Source organism: Acinetobacter bereziniae (genome assembly GCF_016576965.1).
Lineage (GTDB): Bacteria > Pseudomonadota > Gammaproteobacteria > Pseudomonadales > Moraxellaceae > Acinetobacter > Acinetobacter bereziniae.
Genome location: NZ_CP066119.1, coordinates 4,569,451 through 4,584,832 on the forward strand (window position 1 = coordinate 4,569,451; position 15,382 = coordinate 4,584,832).

At 40.2% G+C, this 15,382-nt stretch carries 18 protein-coding genes; 11 read left to right on the top strand and 7 right to left on the bottom strand.

Annotated elements, in window-relative coordinates; genetic code table 11:
- Positions 1–19: 19 nt before the first annotated feature.
- From I9192_RS21465 to I9192_RS21475, 3 genes are all read right to left on the bottom strand, one after another.
- Positions 20–1,294 (bottom strand): replication-associated recombination protein A, encoded by a 1,275-nt coding sequence (locus I9192_RS21465; RefSeq protein WP_005035003.1) that lies wholly within the window; start codon positions 1,292–1,294, stop codon positions 20–22.
- Between the two features lie 70 nt (positions 1,295–1,364).
- Positions 1,365–2,294 (bottom strand): alpha/beta hydrolase, encoded by a 930-nt coding sequence (locus tag I9192_RS21470; RefSeq protein ID WP_005035002.1) that lies wholly within the window; start codon positions 2,292–2,294, stop codon positions 1,365–1,367.
- Positions 2,295–2,376: 82 nt separating this feature from the next.
- Complete coding sequence (locus I9192_RS21475; protein ID WP_026040264.1) at positions 2,377–2,829, bottom strand: YcgN family cysteine cluster protein; 453 nt, start codon at positions 2,827–2,829, stop codon at positions 2,377–2,379.
- 190 nt (positions 2,830–3,019) lie between these two features.
- On the opposite strand from I9192_RS21475, the gene I9192_RS21480 reads away from it, so the two are divergent.
- The 8 genes from I9192_RS21480 (at position 3,020) to ahr (ending at position 8,323) form a co-directional block, all read left to right on the top strand.
- Positions 3,020–3,178, top strand: coding sequence for a DUF1328 domain-containing protein (locus I9192_RS21480; RefSeq protein WP_004825834.1), 159 nt, complete (start codon positions 3,020–3,022; stop codon positions 3,176–3,178).
- A 198-nt stretch (positions 3,179–3,376) separates the two neighbouring features.
- Positions 3,377–4,114, top strand: coding sequence for a dienelactone hydrolase family protein (locus I9192_RS21485; protein ID WP_005035000.1), 738 nt, complete (start codon positions 3,377–3,379; stop codon positions 4,112–4,114).
- Positions 4,115–4,160: 46 nt separating this feature from the next.
- A complete protein-coding gene (locus I9192_RS21490; RefSeq protein ID WP_004825828.1) occupies positions 4,161–4,529 on the top strand; it encodes an HIT family protein in 369 nt (122 codons plus the stop codon).
- A 202-nt stretch (positions 4,530–4,731) separates the two neighbouring features.
- Positions 4,732–5,766: an A/G-specific adenine glycosylase gene (gene mutY / locus I9192_RS21495; RefSeq protein ID WP_005034998.1), complete on the top strand. Its 1,035-nt coding sequence runs from the start codon at positions 4,732–4,734 to the stop codon at positions 5,764–5,766.
- A 98-nt stretch (positions 5,767–5,864) separates the two neighbouring features.
- Positions 5,865–6,413 carry a M23 family metallopeptidase gene (locus I9192_RS21500; RefSeq protein WP_005034996.1) on the top strand — a complete coding sequence of 183 codons (549 nt, stop codon included), beginning with the start codon at positions 5,865–5,867 and terminating at the stop codon, positions 6,411–6,413.
- A 29-nt stretch (positions 6,414–6,442) separates the two neighbouring features.
- Positions 6,443–6,688 carry a hypothetical protein gene (locus I9192_RS21505; protein WP_004825820.1) on the top strand — a complete coding sequence of 82 codons (246 nt, stop codon included), beginning with the start codon at positions 6,443–6,445 and terminating at the stop codon, positions 6,686–6,688.
- 28 nt (positions 6,689–6,716) lie between these two features.
- Positions 6,717–7,271 (top strand): DNA-3-methyladenine glycosylase I, encoded by a 555-nt coding sequence (locus I9192_RS21510; protein ID WP_005034994.1) that lies wholly within the window; start codon positions 6,717–6,719, stop codon positions 7,269–7,271.
- A 29-nt stretch (positions 7,272–7,300) separates the two neighbouring features.
- Positions 7,301–8,323 (top strand): NADPH-dependent aldehyde reductase Ahr, encoded by a 1,023-nt coding sequence (gene ahr, locus I9192_RS21515; protein ID WP_005034992.1) that lies wholly within the window; start codon positions 7,301–7,303, stop codon positions 8,321–8,323.
- 255 nt (positions 8,324–8,578) lie between these two features.
- On the opposite strand, the gene I9192_RS21520 is transcribed toward ahr, so the two are convergent.
- On the bottom strand, positions 8,579–10,015 hold the full coding sequence (locus I9192_RS21520) for an aminotransferase-like domain-containing protein (RefSeq protein ID WP_005034989.1): 1,437 nt from the start codon (positions 10,013–10,015) through the stop codon (positions 8,579–8,581).
- Between the two features lie 110 nt (positions 10,016–10,125).
- Between I9192_RS21520 and I9192_RS21525 the strand changes: the two genes are divergently transcribed.
- On the top strand, positions 10,126–10,533 hold the full coding sequence (locus I9192_RS21525) for a hypothetical protein (protein WP_004825812.1): 408 nt from the start codon (positions 10,126–10,128) through the stop codon (positions 10,531–10,533).
- Here I9192_RS21525 and I9192_RS21530 read toward each other — a convergent pair.
- On the bottom strand, positions 10,493–11,383 hold the full coding sequence (locus I9192_RS21530; protein WP_005034987.1) for a LysR family transcriptional regulator: 891 nt from the start codon (positions 11,381–11,383) through the stop codon (positions 10,493–10,495). The genes I9192_RS21525 and I9192_RS21530 overlap by 41 nt on opposite strands.
- A gap of 123 nt (positions 11,384–11,506) precedes the next feature.
- Here I9192_RS21530 and dkgB point away from each other — a divergent pair, with 123 nt between their 5' ends.
- Together dkgB and I9192_RS21540 are read left to right on the top strand one after the other, a co-directional pair.
- Positions 11,507–12,319 (top strand): 2,5-didehydrogluconate reductase DkgB, encoded by an 813-nt coding sequence (gene dkgB / locus I9192_RS21535; protein WP_005034984.1) that lies wholly within the window; start codon positions 11,507–11,509, stop codon positions 12,317–12,319.
- A gap of 253 nt (positions 12,320–12,572) precedes the next feature.
- On the top strand, positions 12,573–13,739 hold the full coding sequence (locus I9192_RS21540; protein WP_005034981.1) for an MFS transporter: 1,167 nt from the start codon (positions 12,573–12,575) through the stop codon (positions 13,737–13,739).
- Positions 13,740–13,851: 112 nt separating this feature from the next.
- Here the strand turns inward: I9192_RS21540 and I9192_RS21545 are convergent, their stop codons facing one another.
- Both I9192_RS21545 and dapB read right to left on the bottom strand, forming a co-directional pair.
- Positions 13,852–14,502, bottom strand: coding sequence for an START domain-containing protein (locus tag I9192_RS21545; RefSeq protein ID WP_005034978.1), 651 nt, complete (start codon positions 14,500–14,502; stop codon positions 13,852–13,854).
- 50 nt (positions 14,503–14,552) lie between these two features.
- Positions 14,553–15,374 carry a 4-hydroxy-tetrahydrodipicolinate reductase gene (gene dapB / locus I9192_RS21550; protein WP_004825798.1) on the bottom strand — a complete coding sequence of 274 codons (822 nt, stop codon included), beginning with the start codon at positions 15,372–15,374 and terminating at the stop codon, positions 14,553–14,555.
- Positions 15,375–15,382 lie beyond the last annotated feature (8 nt).

Below are 15,382 nucleotides of genomic sequence, written 5' to 3' on the forward strand. Positions count from 1 at the left end.
TTTAAAGCCAACATGAAAATTATTGTTGCTGCTGTTCCTGCTGCCAACGGCGTTGTTGTAAGCGCTCCCCTTCAACCTCCCTTTTATTTCGTGCAGACTCGTATAATTTTGTCCCTTTTAACTCAGGTGGCAAATAGTCTTGTAGCACAAAATGTTCTGGATAATTGTGCGGATAGAGATAATCTACCCCATAGCCCTGTTGCTTCATCAATTTGGTTGGTGCATTACGTAAATGTAGAGGTACAGGTAGATTCGAGGTTTTCTCAGCCAACTCTAGTGCCTTATTGATGGCTAAGTAGGTACTGTTACTTTTGGCACTGGTTGCCAAATAAACGGCACATTGCCCTAAAATAATTCTGCATTCAGGCATCCCAATGGCTTGAACCGAGCGGAAACACTCTCCTGCCAACAACAATGCATTAGGATTTGAATTGCCAATATCTTCTGAGGCAGCAATCAGCATACGTCGAGCGATAAAAACTGGATCTTCTCCACCTTTTAGCATTCGTGCCATCCAATATAACGCTGCATCTGGATCACTCCCACGAATCGACTTAATAAACGCAGACACAAGATCATAATGTTGTTCACCTGACTTGTCATAGCGTGCGATATTTTGTTGGGCAACTTTAACGACGATCGCATTTGTCACAATATTTTCAATATCTGACTCAAAAGTGCTGGCAATGAGATCAATTAAATTCAATGCTTTACGTGCATCACCTGCGGCGAATTGAATTAAGGCATCAAACTCTTCAATCTGAATATGACGCTCTTGTAAAAACTTATCCTGTTGAATCGCCCGAAGAATCAGTTCTTGAATTGCTTCATTACTGAGCGCATTCAGCGTATATACCTGACAACGTGATAGTAATGCACTGTTGACTTCAAAAGAGGGATTCTCTGTTGTTGCCCCAATCAAGGTAATTTTACCTTTTTCAACAGCATTCAAAAGTGCGTCTTGTTGTGACTTATTGAAACGATGAATTTCATCAATAAATACCACTGGTGTTAGTAAATCACCACTTTCAGCAATCACTTCGCGCAGTTCTTTCACACCTGTGTTTAATGCAGATAAACTGACAAATGGACGATCCACAGCTTGTGCCAATAATAATGCAATTGTGGTTTTTCCAACACCAGGTGGTCCCCAGAAAATAATCGAAGGCAAATGCCCTTGATCAATCATTTGACGTAATGGGGCGTCAGCGCCAAGCAAATGATCTTGTCCAATAATTTCAGACAAATCACGTGGACGTAAACGTTCTGGAAGTGGAATTTGAGTGTCTGACATACTGCTTTTTTAATTGATGAATGCTGAGCTTAGTCTACTATGGAAAGCATTCAATATTGTACTTTCAATTTTAAAATAATCGATTCTGTAAAATATCCATCAGTGAAGCCTGAAACACTTCACCATGACTGAGATGTGGATACAATAAAAGCTTGGTATTTGCACCTTTGCTGGCTAAGTCTAGAACCAATTTTCGATTGTTTTGGTTCATGTCCCGATCAGCATTCGGGCTGATTTTCGCTGTGCTAGATGGAACAAGATCACCTTCCATCACCAATAGCTTTTGATCTTTAACTGATTCAGGTTTTACCTGCTCAACTGCTTTCAATAATCGGGAATCTGCCCAAGTTAAAGATGGGCTTGCTGCAAAATAATGCGAAAATTTCTGCTCATGTTGCTGGCGATTCAATAATGTATCTAATACAAATAAGCCCCCATAAGAATGTCCCCACAATGCAGTGCGCTGAGCATCCAATTTCACCTGCGAGTAAACCCAAGGCATGATTTTTTCAAAAATCATTTGTCTAAATTGCGGACTTCCTCCTGACATGCGCTCAGGATTTCGGGGATCAACTGATATTTTTCCAGACTCATCTGCTGGCGTATAGTCCACGGAACGTGAAGCAGATTCAAACGGCAACTGAGTTTGATAGCCAATCGCCACTAAAACGGGGCTATCTTGTTCTGATAATTGCTTTAATAATGCTTCATCTAAACGCGCCATGACTGAATTACCATCCAGCATAAAAATAGCGGGACGGGGCTGATTTTTATTGATCTGTTTAGGTATACCTAACCAAACTTTATAATGTCGTTGCTGATCGGCTGACTGAAAGCTGTGAACTTGAAACTGATAATAACTTGAACCATGATCTGCAATATTCGGTCCTAAGGGCTTTAGATCAGGCTTGGCATAAGCAAGGGAACACGCAACAAAGCTTAGACTGATCGCACATAGGCACATTGTAATTTTTTTCAATCGTGTAAATAAACCAGACATTTTAAATGAGATCACATCATGAAAGCTGGTTTATCATATTACTATTTGATAATGATTATCAATTCCAAATTATGGTCATTTTCTAACGTACCCAACGCACAATATATTCGTCAATTTCTTCCTCATCAACTTCTGTCTCTGAGATGCAGCGCCCTGCTGCAGATTTTCTGGCTTTAATCACATTTTGTCTGGAGCCTGTAATTAAATAGTGCCAAGACGGAAGGTTTTTACCTTCATTGACACGCCGATAGGCACAACTTGAAGGCAACCAATTTATTTGCGCTAATTTTTCAGGACTCAATTGAATACAATCTGGGACATAGTTCAAGCGATTAGCATAGTCTGAACATTGTGCTGTTTGACAGTCCAGTAGTTTACAAGACACCTTGGTATAAGCGATTTCATGTGTTTCATCATCTTCGAGTTTAACCAAGCAGCACAAACCACAACCATCACATAAGGCCTCCCATTCCGCCTGATTGAGTTCAGACAAATGATAGTTTTTCCAAAATTGGGGGCGTATTTCGAGGCTCATGATATAAAGTGAAGTCATATGAGATGTTGTTATTATATCAGCATAAGAACATGAACTAGAGAATAAAAAAACATCACAAATCAGTTACATAATGCTTTATTTATCACACTTTTCAAACATAACTTCACAAGACCGTGTCGTTTTTCTCCTTATACTGAAACTGCATAAAAACAATATGGAGGTGGATATCATGTTCCGTTGGGCAATAATTTTCGCTGTGATCGCGTTAGTTGCAAGTTTATTTGGTTTTGGCGGTGTCGCAGGAATGTCTAAAGACTTTGCAGTAATTCTTCTTGTTGTTGCCGTTATTCTTGCAATTGTCGGATTTATTTCCAGAGGGAAAGTTTAAGCTTTTCTCAACATTTTTATGACAGTCTCTGTTTATGATCAAGAAGGTCCTAGGTCCTTCTTTTTTCATTTCTGCACCCATTCCATCATTCATAATTTCTCACATTTCTATACTCAATATTCCTAAATTAGCCATTTGAATCCTTTATATTTATGCTTTAATCAATGTCGCTCTCAAAAATATAAAAGGATTGAACAGATGGCTGTTGCAATTAAAACTCGTGAAATTCAATACCAAGCAAAAGATGGAACAACTTTAATCGGTTATTTTGCTGCCCCTGAATCTACACAACCTGTTGCAGGTGTCATCGTGGGTCCTGAATGGTGGGGACGCAATGAATATACTGAGCAACGCGCTAGAGAGCTTGCAGAACATGGCTTTGCTGCTTTAGCAATCGACATGTATGGCGATAAAAAAGTGACAACCGTTGCGACACAAGCCAATGAATGGATGATGCAAACTTTCCAAGATGCCGATACCATTGTAGATCGTACCTCTGCTGCACTTGCTACACTTGCTGCTCAACCTGAGGTGGATGGAGATCGTTTAGCTGCTATTGGCTTTTGCTATGGCGGAAAAGTCATGCTCGATTTAGCTCGTTCTGGTGCTGACTTAAAAGCAGTCGTTACTTTCCACGCCAACCTTTCCGCACAAAACCCAGCACAATCAGGAAAATTTAAAGCTGAGGTTTTAGTTTTACATGGTGAAAAAGACTCAATGGTGTCTTTGGCAGATGTTGAATCCTTCAAACAAGAAATGAATCATGCCCAAGTAAAATCTGAAGTGATCATCCTTAAAGATGCCAAACATGGCTTTAGTAACCCACAAGCAGATGAACGTGCCAAAGCCAATGGTGTAGATCTAGGTTATAACGCAGAAGCTGAAAGCGCAGGATTAACTGCTATGTATCAGTTGTTAAATCGTACATTGGTTTGATTTTAAATCTGATGTATGAACTCAACCAGTAAACAAGGAGTTTAAAATGACTGAGATAAAATGCCCTTATTGTGAATTTGAAGAATTTGACATCATTGATAAAAATGAATTTGGTGCAATTTTGCCTGAACAAAATCCTTTGTCTAAAGGGCATTCAGTCATTATCCCATTGCGCCATATCGATTCTTTTTTTGAGGTTTCAGAAAAAGAGCGTAAAAGTCTTTCTTCGTTGTTAGAGTTGGCACGTAATGAACTCAAACTCCGTCATCAACCAGAAGGCTTTCACATTGCCTTTAATGATGGTGATGTTTTTGGTCAAGAACAGAATAAACACTTTCATATTCATATCATTCCACGCTATAAAAATGAACCGCTTAAACTGGATCAGCGTTGGGGTATCATCAACGAAAATTAATCCTTTGCCAGTCAACTAAAAAAGACGCTACTGCGTCTTTTTTAGTTCAATATATTGCTTCATTCAACTTGACTTTAAAATTAAATTCTGACTATTCGAAATGGCTTAACTCACACAAATCTCATGCACAGTATTCAGATAATTTTCTGTAATCGATTCGAATTTGGTTATACTGAGCCACCTATTTTTGCCCTAGATTGATATGTCGCAATTTTCATTTTCAGACGCATTACTGACTTGGTTTGATCAACACGGACGCCATGATCTGCCTTGGCAAGTGGCAGATGATCCTTATAAAGTTTGGGTCTCTGAAATTATGTTGCAACAAACTCAAGTCAAAACAGTGCTGCAATATTTTGACAAATTTATTCAACGCTTCCCTACCGTTGATGATTTGGGTCAGGCGTCATGGGATGATGTTGCACCTTATTGGGCAGGCTTGGGCTATTACGCACGCGCCAGAAACTTACATAAAGCTGCGACGGTTGTCAGTCAACAAGGACATTTTCCAAACACTCTGGAACAATGGATGGAGCTCTCAGGTATTGGACGTTCTACCGCAGGTGCACTTATGTCACTTGGGTTACGCCAATATGGTGTCATTATGGATGGCAATGTAAAACGTGTTTTATCGCGATTTTTTGCCATTGAAGATGATCTCAGTAAACCTGTACATGAACGGGAAATGTGGAAATTGGCCGAAAGTTTGTGCCCTACTGAACGTAATCATGACTATACTCAGGCTATTATGGATTTAGGTGCAACCATCTGCACCCCTAAAAAACCATTATGTCTGTATTGCCCAATGCAGCAACATTGCCAAGCCCATCAGCAAGGGTTAGAAACAGAACTCCCTTATAAAAAACCCAAAAAACCTGTTCCAGTGAAAACTGGCAAAGTCTTGCTCATTGAGTCTCAAGGGCAATGGTTGTGGGAGCAACGTCCTAATAGTGGTTTGTGGGGTGGATTATGGAGTTTACCAATTTTTGCAAGTGAGGCTGAACTGCAACAGATCTGTGAACGTTTAAAGCTGGTTTCAAACGTTGAATCTGTGCAAATTTCGCATAGTTTCACTCATTTTACTTGGATATTAACCGCACACATCATTCATGTTGAAAAAGACCAAGCTGAATATCTCCAAGCAGAACTGGGCGGTGAATGGCTCACGCCACAAAAAGCTACACAAATGGGCATACCAACAGCCATGAAAAAATTGATCTCAGCAATCAAAATATGACATAGTCAGGCACGGGTATTCTGATCATTTTTTCAATTTTAATTTACCCTTTTTAAACCTCAAAGCTGAAATTTGAAACTAGAAAAAAAGGATGTCTCGTGCCGCATCGTATCCAATATTGTGTGATTGCCCTGTTTACAATCATATTGAGCGCATGTACCACCGCACCAAAAAAGCCCAGTGGTACAAGACCGCATCTTCCGCAAGCTCAAATTAACCGATTAAAAGCAATGCCGCTTCCAACACGGTTGGCGATCCCTGTCGATGGTGTCAAACCACAAAATCTCACCGATACGTGGGGGGCGTCCCGAAGTGCTGGACGCGCACATGAGGGCATTGACATCATGGCTTCACGTGGAACCAAAGTGTACAGTAATACTGAAGGAGTGATTACCAGTTTAAAAAGTAACAACTTAGGCGGTAATGTGATTTGGTTAATGGGACCTGGTGGTGCTTATCATTATTATGCACATCTCAATGATCACCGACGTGGTTTAAAAGAAGGAGACTACGTTAAAAAAGGTGAATTAATTGGGTATGTCGGCAATACAGGAAATGCACGACATACTGCACCTCATTTACACTATGGACTATACTTAAGAGGTAAGGGACAAGGTGCAGTGAATCCTTATCCGTATTTACGTTAAATTTTAAATTAGATATTTAGGAATATTCCATGTCAGAAGCATTGCTTGAGCGTTTAGTTGAATTTGCAGAATCAGGCAATCAACAAAAAATTGTCCTCAAAGGGCAAAGCCATCAAGGCTGGATTATGGAAATCACCAATGAGTCCCTCATGATCAGTACTGGCTTTGCAGATAAAGCGGGTAAAGATATTTGGATAAATTTTACTGACCTAGAAACTGCCCAACTTTCATATTGGGATAACAAACAAGATCAATGGGTCGAATTTAAACTCTAATTACATCAAAAAAAATGGAGCATCTTTCATGATCAATAAACGCTGTGGCTGGTGTTCGGATGATCCAATTTATATCGAATACCATGATCATGAATGGGGTAAACCAAATCGCAATGAGCAACATTTATTTGAAATGTTGTGTCTCGAAGGGCAACAAGCAGGATTATCTTGGATTACTGTTTTAAAAAAGCGTGAATCTTATCGTACACATTTTTTTAATCATTCAATTCAAACCATTGCTGACTTGACTGAACAAGATTTGGCATTGAAATGCCAAGATACTGGGCTCATTCGTCATATTGGTAAACTTACCGCTATTCGTGACAATGCCATTGCATGGCAAAACATGAAAGCAAAAAATATTGATATGGTAGATTGGCTTTGGGATTTTGTTGATCAACAGGTACAGCTGAATGATGTTCCTGATTATCGACAAGCACCTGCGCAAACTGAAGCCAGCCTAAAGTTATCTAAAACTTTGAAGAAAAACGGCTTTAAGTTTGTCGGTCCAACAACATGCTACGCATTCATGCAGGCGGTTGGAATGGTCAATGACCATGAAAATGATTGTATGTCGCGCTAAATTTCGCTCAAAAAACAGGAAGGATTCATATGTCAGCCAATATCATTCAATCCTATGCAGCCCTAGAAGCAGGCGCTGAACTTGTACCCTATCAATTTGATGCTGGCGATTTAGCACCACATCAAGTTGAAGTTAAAGTTGAATATTGCGGTTTATGCCACTCTGATGTTTCCGTGATTAACAATGAATGGGGAAATGCAGTTTTCCCTGTAGTGGGTGGTCATGAAATTATTGGAACGATCACTCAGTTGGGTTCAGAAGCAAAAGGTTTAAAAGTCGGACAACGTGTTGGTATCGGTTGGACAGCAGAAAGCTGTCAGCACTGTGACCCATGTGTCAGTGGACAACAAGTGCTTTGCACTGGCGAAAAAAAAGCCACCATCGTTGGTCATGCTGGCGGTTTTGCAGATAAGGTTCGTGCTGGTTGGCAATGGATTATTCCACTTCCTGAAAACTTAGACCCTGAAAGTGCAGGTCCACTATTATGTGGAGGAATCACTGTTTTTGATCCGATTTTAAAACACCAAATTCAAGCTGTTCATCATGTAGGTGTCATTGGGATTGGTGGTTTAGGTCATATGGCAATTAAATTACTCAAAGCGTGGGGCTGTGAAATTACCGCATTCACCTCTAATTTAGATAAGTCAGATGAACTGCGAGCGATGGGCGCAGACCATATCGTCAATAGCCGTGATGCAAATGATTTAAAAGCACAACGTGGTAAATTTGATTTGTTACTCTGTACGGTGAATGTGAGCTTAGACTGGAAAGCTTATCTGAATACACTTGCACCCAATGGCACTATTCATATGTTAGGCATGGTGCTTGAACCTATGCCCATTCCTGCAGGTACATTGATCAGTGGTGCAAAATCAGTAACTGGCTCTCCAACAGGCTCCCCTTTTGCATTACGTCAATTATTGCAATTCGCAGCGCGTAAAAATATTGCTCCTCAAATCGAAGTGTATCCAATGTCAAAAATTAATGATGCTTTGGAACGCCTCCATTCAGGAAAAGCACGTTATCGTATTGTGTTAAAAGCTGATTTTTAATCTATGCAATATACCCCATTTACGTTGACATTCATCATCGTCAATGGGGCAATGGATCATGCCGTTTGTAAACCTTAGTCAAACTGTCGGATTCTTCGGACTAGTGCTTTGATTTCAATCACGCATATCTGATTAAATTTATGTTTTTATAGAATGTGTTAGAAGATCTTGGTCATTCATTTATTTTTAATTTTTTGGATCATCACTGTTTTTTTCTAACGTGAGGCGATATGAATGTCATCATGTTGAGTGCGCTTATGCCACACTCTTGGTTGACAATTCGCCTCTGACCCAATCTGCCAATAACATGATGGCATCCTGAACCTCCTGAGACAATTCATGTCCTGCATTTAAACGAATACAATTGTTATAACGATGATCTTCACCAAAAATAATACCCGGAACAATATTGATACTGTATTGCTGCGCATAGTAATACAACGCCAAACTATCTACTTGTTCAGGGAATTGCAGCCAAAGCGCATAACTCCCCTGCGGTTGATTCAAACGGATACTCACGCCATGAAAAGCCTGTTGAATAAATTGTCGATACTGCTCAACCTGTGCCATCAGTTTAGGACGTAATTCACTCAGATGTTGACGATAGGCTCTGCTATAAATCATATCAGCAAGCCCCAATTGCAAAGGCGTATTCACCGAAACATTCTGTAAAATGAGTCTTGCATGTAAATGTTGTAAGCGCTGCGGTAAGCAAAACCAGCCTACACGATAAGAGGTTGATAGAGATTTTGAGACTGAGCTGCAATACACCACATAACCCTGTTGATCCCAATATTTAATAGGTAAAGGACGTTTGGCATTAAAACTACATTCTGCATAAATATCATCTTCAATCACATAGCATTGATATTTCGCCGCAAGTTGTGCAATACGTTCTTTCTCAGCATTGCTGAGGCAAAAACCCAGAGGATTTTGAAAATTAGCCGTCAATAAGCAGATTTTTACCCCTGGACTTTGCATTTCTTGCTCTAAACGATCTAGATCAAAACCTTCTGTATTGGCTGGGATTTCGATAATTTTTCGCTTCAACAAAGCCAATAACTGCAACTGCCCATTATAGTTTGGTGTCGGCACAATCACGCTATCACCAACTTGTGTAAGGCTCTGAATCATGATCGACAGTGCAGGCATACAGCCATTACTGATATAAATATCTTCTTTTGCAATATAAAAACCATCTTCAGCCCAGTGTGCCGACAAAGCCTCCCTCAATTGCAGATGTCCTTGACGATCGTTATATAAAAAATCTTCCGGTTTACTGTGCTTTAAAGCACGTTGGATTGAACGACGTAAGGCTTCGATAGGAACCAGATTAGGTGACAATTGAATCGAACCGAGATGAATCAATTTATTATTGATCGCAGCCTCATGAATTTGAATTTGCAATTCCAGATTAGAAACTTCCCTTGGTCTAGACTGAAAATCTGGATGGTCAGGTACAGCAATCTGCGGGGAATTTGGCAAAGCCTGTACAAAATAACCTGACTTTTCTTTGACAAAAATCAAGCCTTGAGCTTCAAGCAATTCATAACAACTCTTTGCCGTATTCAAACTCACTTTTTGTAGTTCAGCAAATTGACGCAAAGAACTCAGTCGTTGCCCGACTGCGAGCTCCCCACAATAAATTTTTTGCGCGATCTGTTGTGCCAAGATCTGATATTGGAAAGCCATATCTGTACCCAAATTTTAATATTTGTTGTATCTGTATCTGTAAACCTAACAGATTTATGCTTCTTTTACAGCCAGTTTTTAAAACATAATTGATTTGAAAGGAGAAAATAATGAGAATCATCGCCCTAATCAGCCTTGCTTTGGTACTCAGCGCCTGCCAGCCTCAACAAGTCAATAAAGCAGCTCAGCAACAACATTTTGTATGCAAATCTTTGATTGAAGGTTTTTTGAAGACACAACGTTTGGGTAATTATCAGCTTGATCATCTACAGCCAACCTTGCATCAGGCTGTCGCGGTCAGACATTATCACTATCGTGCCAGTGGAGATCAGGCTGTTAAAATAAATATGCCTGTTCAAAAAAATTTGGAATTCCAATGCCAACAAACCTCCGCCCAGCATTTTGAAATTCATTTGGTGACACCGCAACAGCCCAACACTGCCCCATTATTGAGTCTAGATCTACCACCACAAAAGACTATCGAAACCTTGACAGCTTTTGCGCTAAAAACTCAATAAATAGACGTACACGTTTAGGTAAATGTTCTTGTTGATAATAAACTGCATGGATGTGTTGCTCGTAAATTTCTATTTGATCTTCAAATAGCGCGATCAACCTTCCCGCTCTGAGATCTTTAAGCACCTCAAATGCTGAAAGTCTGGCGATACCATGCCCACGTAGACAAAGTTGACGTACTGTTTCACCGCTAGATGCTTTGATTTTAGGTTGTACAGTCAATTTTTCACCATTCACACGGATGGGCCAAGTATTGAGATGACTGACCTTACTAAATCCGATTTGAACATGATTGAGGATATCGAGTGGGGTTGCAGGATAACCATTTCGTGCTAAATACTCAGGGCTGGCAACAATGTATAAACGACTTTTACACAGCAATCTCGCATGTAGGCTGGAGTCATTTAATTCTCCAAAACGTATTGCGACATCCGTTTTATGTTCCAATAAATCAATAATTTGATCATTACTGTTTAATTCAATTTCAATGTCTGGATAAAGCTGAGAAAACTCTTGCATTAAGGGTGCAATCACATGCAACACAAAAGGAGTCGCCGAATCGACACGGATCAAACCTGAAGTATCGCTGTCCGACTTCAATAAAGCATCTTCAGCTTCATTCAGATCATGCACAATTTTACGGGCTTTTTCTAAAAATAATTGCCCCTCTTGAGTTAACTTAAGCTTCCGCGTAGTTCGCTCAAGTAAAGTCACATTCAGTTTAGACTCAAGCCGTTGCAAAGCTCGGCTCACGCCCGAAGTCGTTTGTTCAAGATGTCTTGCAGCAGCAACAATCGAACCACTATCCACAATATTGATAAATGCCTGTAACTCTTCTAAGGTCGATTTCATCTCTGTAATATCACGATTTATTATTGATTAATAGTCAATAATATTTTGCATATTCCTGTATTTTTCCGCAACAATTAAAGTAGCAAAATAGCGCTAATCCCCGAAAATAAAGTGAAGCATATCATGACAAATATCGTTCCTCAATTTGGTGTAGGTACTTTTCGTTTAACCAGTCAAACGGTGATTGACTCAGTCAAAACTGCCTTAGATGTGGGTTACCGTGCTGTAGATACAGCACAAATCTATGGCAATGAAGCCGAAGTTGGTCAGGCGATTGCTGAAAGTCATATTCATCGTGATGATTTGTTTATCACAACAAAGATATGGACTGACAATTATCAAGCAGACAAACTTATTCCAAGCTTGAAAGAGAGCCTACAAAAACTGCGCACTGATGCTGTCAATCTGACTTTGATCCATTGGCCTGCACCAAGTTTAGGTATTTCTGTTGCTGAAATGATGCATAACCTTTTAGAAGCTAAAAAGCTTGGCTTAACTGAACATATTGGTATTTCAAACTTCAATATTGACTTGTCACAACAAGCGATTGATGCTGTTGGGCTTGAAAATATTGCAACAAACCAAATTGAGCTCAGCCCTTATTTACAAAACTCAAAGTTAGTGGATTTCTTACAATCACAACATATTGATGTGACGTCATACATGACTTTAGCTTATGGCAAAGTTTTAAATGATCCTGTATTGGCTGAAATCGCTCAACAACATCAAGCTTCAACAGCACAAATTGCGTTGGCATGGGCATTGCAAAAAGGTTTTGCGGTTATTCCATCATCAACCAAGCGTGAAAACTTAATGACGAACTTAAAAGCCCAAGAGATTCAACTCTCTACTGAAGAAATGCAGATGATTGCACAATTGGAGCGCAGTGGTCGTGAAGTTGATCCAGAAAATTTAGCACCGAAGTGGGATATTTAATTTAGCTGCTCAGTTTAATCACAGCTAAATCTATTCTCACATTTTCACTGTTCATTTCTGATCGATTGAAAGGCATCAATTGCTTCGCAATATCTTTTGTTGCGAAGCTTTGATGTGTGTTTGACTCAAACAAAATGTGATCTAAAAGTTTTTGTTGAAATCAACATCAAAAAATTGTGCTTGTGATATTGGTCTGATGATTGCACCACTGTACTCGGTCTTTTTTCAATCTTCTGTATATTTGAGATCTCTCATGAAATTAAATTTTCCCTTACTTGCACTAGCCATAGGCGCTTTTGCAATAGGAACAACTGAATTTTCTCCAATGGGTTTTCTACCTCAAATTGCAGAAAACCTCAACATTTCGATTCCCACTGCGGGGATGCTCATTACGGCTTATGCACTAGGTGTAATGATCGGTGCTCCGATTATGACATTGTGGTTTGGACATTTTTCACGGCGTAAAGCACTGATATTGGCCATGAGTATTTTCACTATGGGCAATATTCTTGCAGCCATTGCACCGAACTATTGGGGGCTGATGGGAGCTCGAATAATTACCAGTCTTAATCATGGTGTATTTTTCGGGATTGGCTCAATTGTTGCCACCAGTGTTGTGCCTAAAGACAAACAGGCCAGTGCTGTTGCCATGATGTTTATGGGACTCACAATTGCCAATATTGGGGGGGTACCTCTAGCAACATGGATTGGACAAAATATTGGTTGGCGTATGTCCTTTGCCGCAATTGCGATCTTGGGTGTCATCACCATGTTGGCATTATGGAAAGCCTTGCCTGTAGATGTGGCAGGTTTGCGTCCAAATGTAAAAGCTGAGCTGAAAGTTTTGACTCGCTTGCCTGTGCTTTTTGCCTTATTGACGACTGTGATGAGTGCAGGAGCGATGTTTACGCTCTACACCTATATTGCACCGAGCTTGCAAAATATCACCCATGCCAGTCCAATGTTTATCACACTGATGTTGGTCTTAATCGGAATCGGTTTTTCAATTGGGAATCATCTCGGTGGGAAGTTCGCAGATCGATCACTGAATAAGACATTGACAGGCTTTTTAGTGTTATTAATGCTGTCCATGTTACTGTTCCCGATCTTGGCACAAACACCGCTTGGTGCAGCTTTGGCGCTTGTTGTTTGGGGAGCAGCAGCCTTTGCCGTTGTGCCTCCACTCCAAATGCGGGTGATGTCTGTTGCGCATGAAGCACCAGGACTAGCCTCTTCAGTGAATATTGGTGCATTTAATTTAGGTAATGCTTTAGGCGCAACCGTAGGTGGTGCAGTTCTCAGTATGGGTATGAGTTATTCAGCCGTTTCAATTGCAGGCGCAGTACTTACTGCATTAGGATTGCTCTTGGTATTTATCCAAATGAAAATGAGCCAAGAACCCGTGCATCAATTCAGCTAATGTTAACTTACCAAATCATCTGCGACTGAATTGATTATATTGTTCATTTCCCTGCACCTTCATAGGGTGTAGGGTTCAAAATAGCTATAAATAACGCATCCTGAATCAATGATTATTTTAAAATTTCAGGTAAGGCAACAAGCTTGGTATTCTTTGCCAATTCAGATTTCATCTTTTGCAGCATTTGATAAGGTTGCTGTTCAACCAGCATATTGGTCACACTTGCCGGGATTGAACCTTCAGGATTGGCATGTCCAGAAGTGATCACTTTCACTTTATTGGGACCAAGTTTTTGAAATGTCCAGTCGCCCGCATAATCTTTTAAACGAATATAATCTGAGTTCAGTGCTTTGCCTTGTTGAACCGCAGAGTTTTTAATATAAATCGTGCCACTCGCGTCTTTAGACATCGTTCCTTTCACCACCATGTCACGATCTTTTAGAGGAAATGGAAAGTCTAAAACCATATAAATACTGAATTCGCCCTTTTTATCATCTCGAGACAGCACTTCTGCTTTAGCAACATTGGGTACCCATTTAGGTGAATTATTGACATCCAGAACTAAAGCAACAGCCCGTTCGATCGGTACATCTATTGTTGTTTCTGCTTTATAGGACAGAACAGGGTTATTGGTATCTTTATAAGTCCAAACCTTAATGTTGTTTTTGTTTAGACTCAATTTGGCATTGCTCGGTAAAGCTGCTTGTGTAGTCAGGCTAAAAGCACTGACTACACAAGTAAGTAACATCACTGTTTTTTTCATTTTTTATGTTCAAAATTTGACTCATTGTTATAATTTTAGCGCAACATGTTTTAAGCTTGAATATCATTTAAGCCTAAAACGTCCTTCATATCGTATTTTTTTGCATCTTTTCCGACAACCCAAGCTGCTGCACGTACAGCGCCTGCTGCAAAGTTCATACGATTGGTCGCTTTATGTGTCACTTCGACACGCTCACCCTCGCCTATGAACATCACAGTATGCTCACCGACGATATCACCACCACGAATCGTTTCAAAACCGATCGTTTCACGTTCACGTGGACCTGTATGACCTTCACGACCATAAACCGCCACTTTCTTCAAATCACGACCTAAAGTTTCCGCAACCGCTTCCCCCATCATCAAAGCAGTTCCAGATGGTGCATCTACTTTGTGACGATGGTGTGCTTCGATAATCTCAATATCCACTGTATCACCAAAAACTTTGGCAGCCAGCTCGAGCAATTTAATTGAAACATTGACACCCACTGAGTAGTTTGCAGCATACACAATGGGTGTTTGTGTCGCAGATTGATTTAACAAGGTTTTTTGCTCATCTGAAAAACCCGTTGTTCCAATCACCATTGCAACACCAGCATCACGGCATAATTTTAGATGGCTTTCTGTTGCAACTGGGGCAGTGAAATCAATCACCACATCAACATCTTTTAAAATGTCTTCCAAACTGCCCACGACTTTGATACCTACAGCACCAATTCCAGCAAGTTCCCCTGCATCTGCACCAATCAACGTACTTTCTGGACGCTCTACCGCTGCCGCAAGCTGATAACCTGCTTGTTGTACCGCTTGAATCAATGTACGGCCCATACGACCGCCTGCACCTAAAATACCAATACGTGGAGCTGCTGACATACGATCTT

Bases quoted from the DNA above. Each gene is read 5' to 3' on its own strand.
- I9192_RS21465 (WP_005035003.1), bottom strand. From the start codon at position 1,294: ATGTCAGACACTCAAATTCCACTTCCAGAACGTTTACGTCCACGTGAT.
- I9192_RS21470 (WP_005035002.1), bottom strand. From the start codon at position 2,294: ATGTCTGGTTTATTTACACGATTGAAAAAAATTACAATGTGCCTATGT.
- I9192_RS21475 (WP_026040264.1), bottom strand. From the start codon at position 2,829: ATGAGCCTCGAAATACGCCCCCAATTTTGGAAAAACTATCATTTGTCT.
- I9192_RS21480 (WP_004825834.1), top strand. From the start codon at position 3,020: ATGTTCCGTTGGGCAATAATTTTCGCTGTGATCGCGTTAGTTGCAAGT.
- I9192_RS21485 (WP_005035000.1), top strand. From the start codon at position 3,377: ATGGCTGTTGCAATTAAAACTCGTGAAATTCAATACCAAGCAAAAGAT.
- I9192_RS21490 (WP_004825828.1), top strand. From the start codon at position 4,161: ATGACTGAGATAAAATGCCCTTATTGTGAATTTGAAGAATTTGACATC.
- mutY (WP_005034998.1), top strand. From the start codon at position 4,732: ATGTCGCAATTTTCATTTTCAGACGCATTACTGACTTGGTTTGATCAA.
- I9192_RS21505 (WP_004825820.1), top strand. From the start codon at position 6,443: ATGTCAGAAGCATTGCTTGAGCGTTTAGTTGAATTTGCAGAATCAGGC.
- I9192_RS21510 (WP_005034994.1), top strand. From the start codon at position 6,717: ATGATCAATAAACGCTGTGGCTGGTGTTCGGATGATCCAATTTATATC.
- ahr (WP_005034992.1), top strand. From the start codon at position 7,301: ATGTCAGCCAATATCATTCAATCCTATGCAGCCCTAGAAGCAGGCGCT.
- I9192_RS21520 (WP_005034989.1), bottom strand. From the start codon at position 10,015: ATGGCTTTCCAATATCAGATCTTGGCACAACAGATCGCGCAAAAAATT.
- I9192_RS21525 (WP_004825812.1), top strand. From the start codon at position 10,126: ATGAGAATCATCGCCCTAATCAGCCTTGCTTTGGTACTCAGCGCCTGC.
- I9192_RS21530 (WP_005034987.1), bottom strand. From the start codon at position 11,383: ATGAAATCGACCTTAGAAGAGTTACAGGCATTTATCAATATTGTGGAT.
- dkgB (WP_005034984.1), top strand. From the start codon at position 11,507: ATGACAAATATCGTTCCTCAATTTGGTGTAGGTACTTTTCGTTTAACC.
- I9192_RS21540 (WP_005034981.1), top strand. From the start codon at position 12,573: ATGAAATTAAATTTTCCCTTACTTGCACTAGCCATAGGCGCTTTTGCA.
- I9192_RS21545 (WP_005034978.1), bottom strand. From the start codon at position 14,502: ATGAAAAAAACAGTGATGTTACTTACTTGTGTAGTCAGTGCTTTTAGC.
- dapB (WP_004825798.1), bottom strand. From the start codon at position 15,374: ATGTCAGCAGCTCCACGTATTGGTATTTTAGGTGCAGGCGGTCGTATG.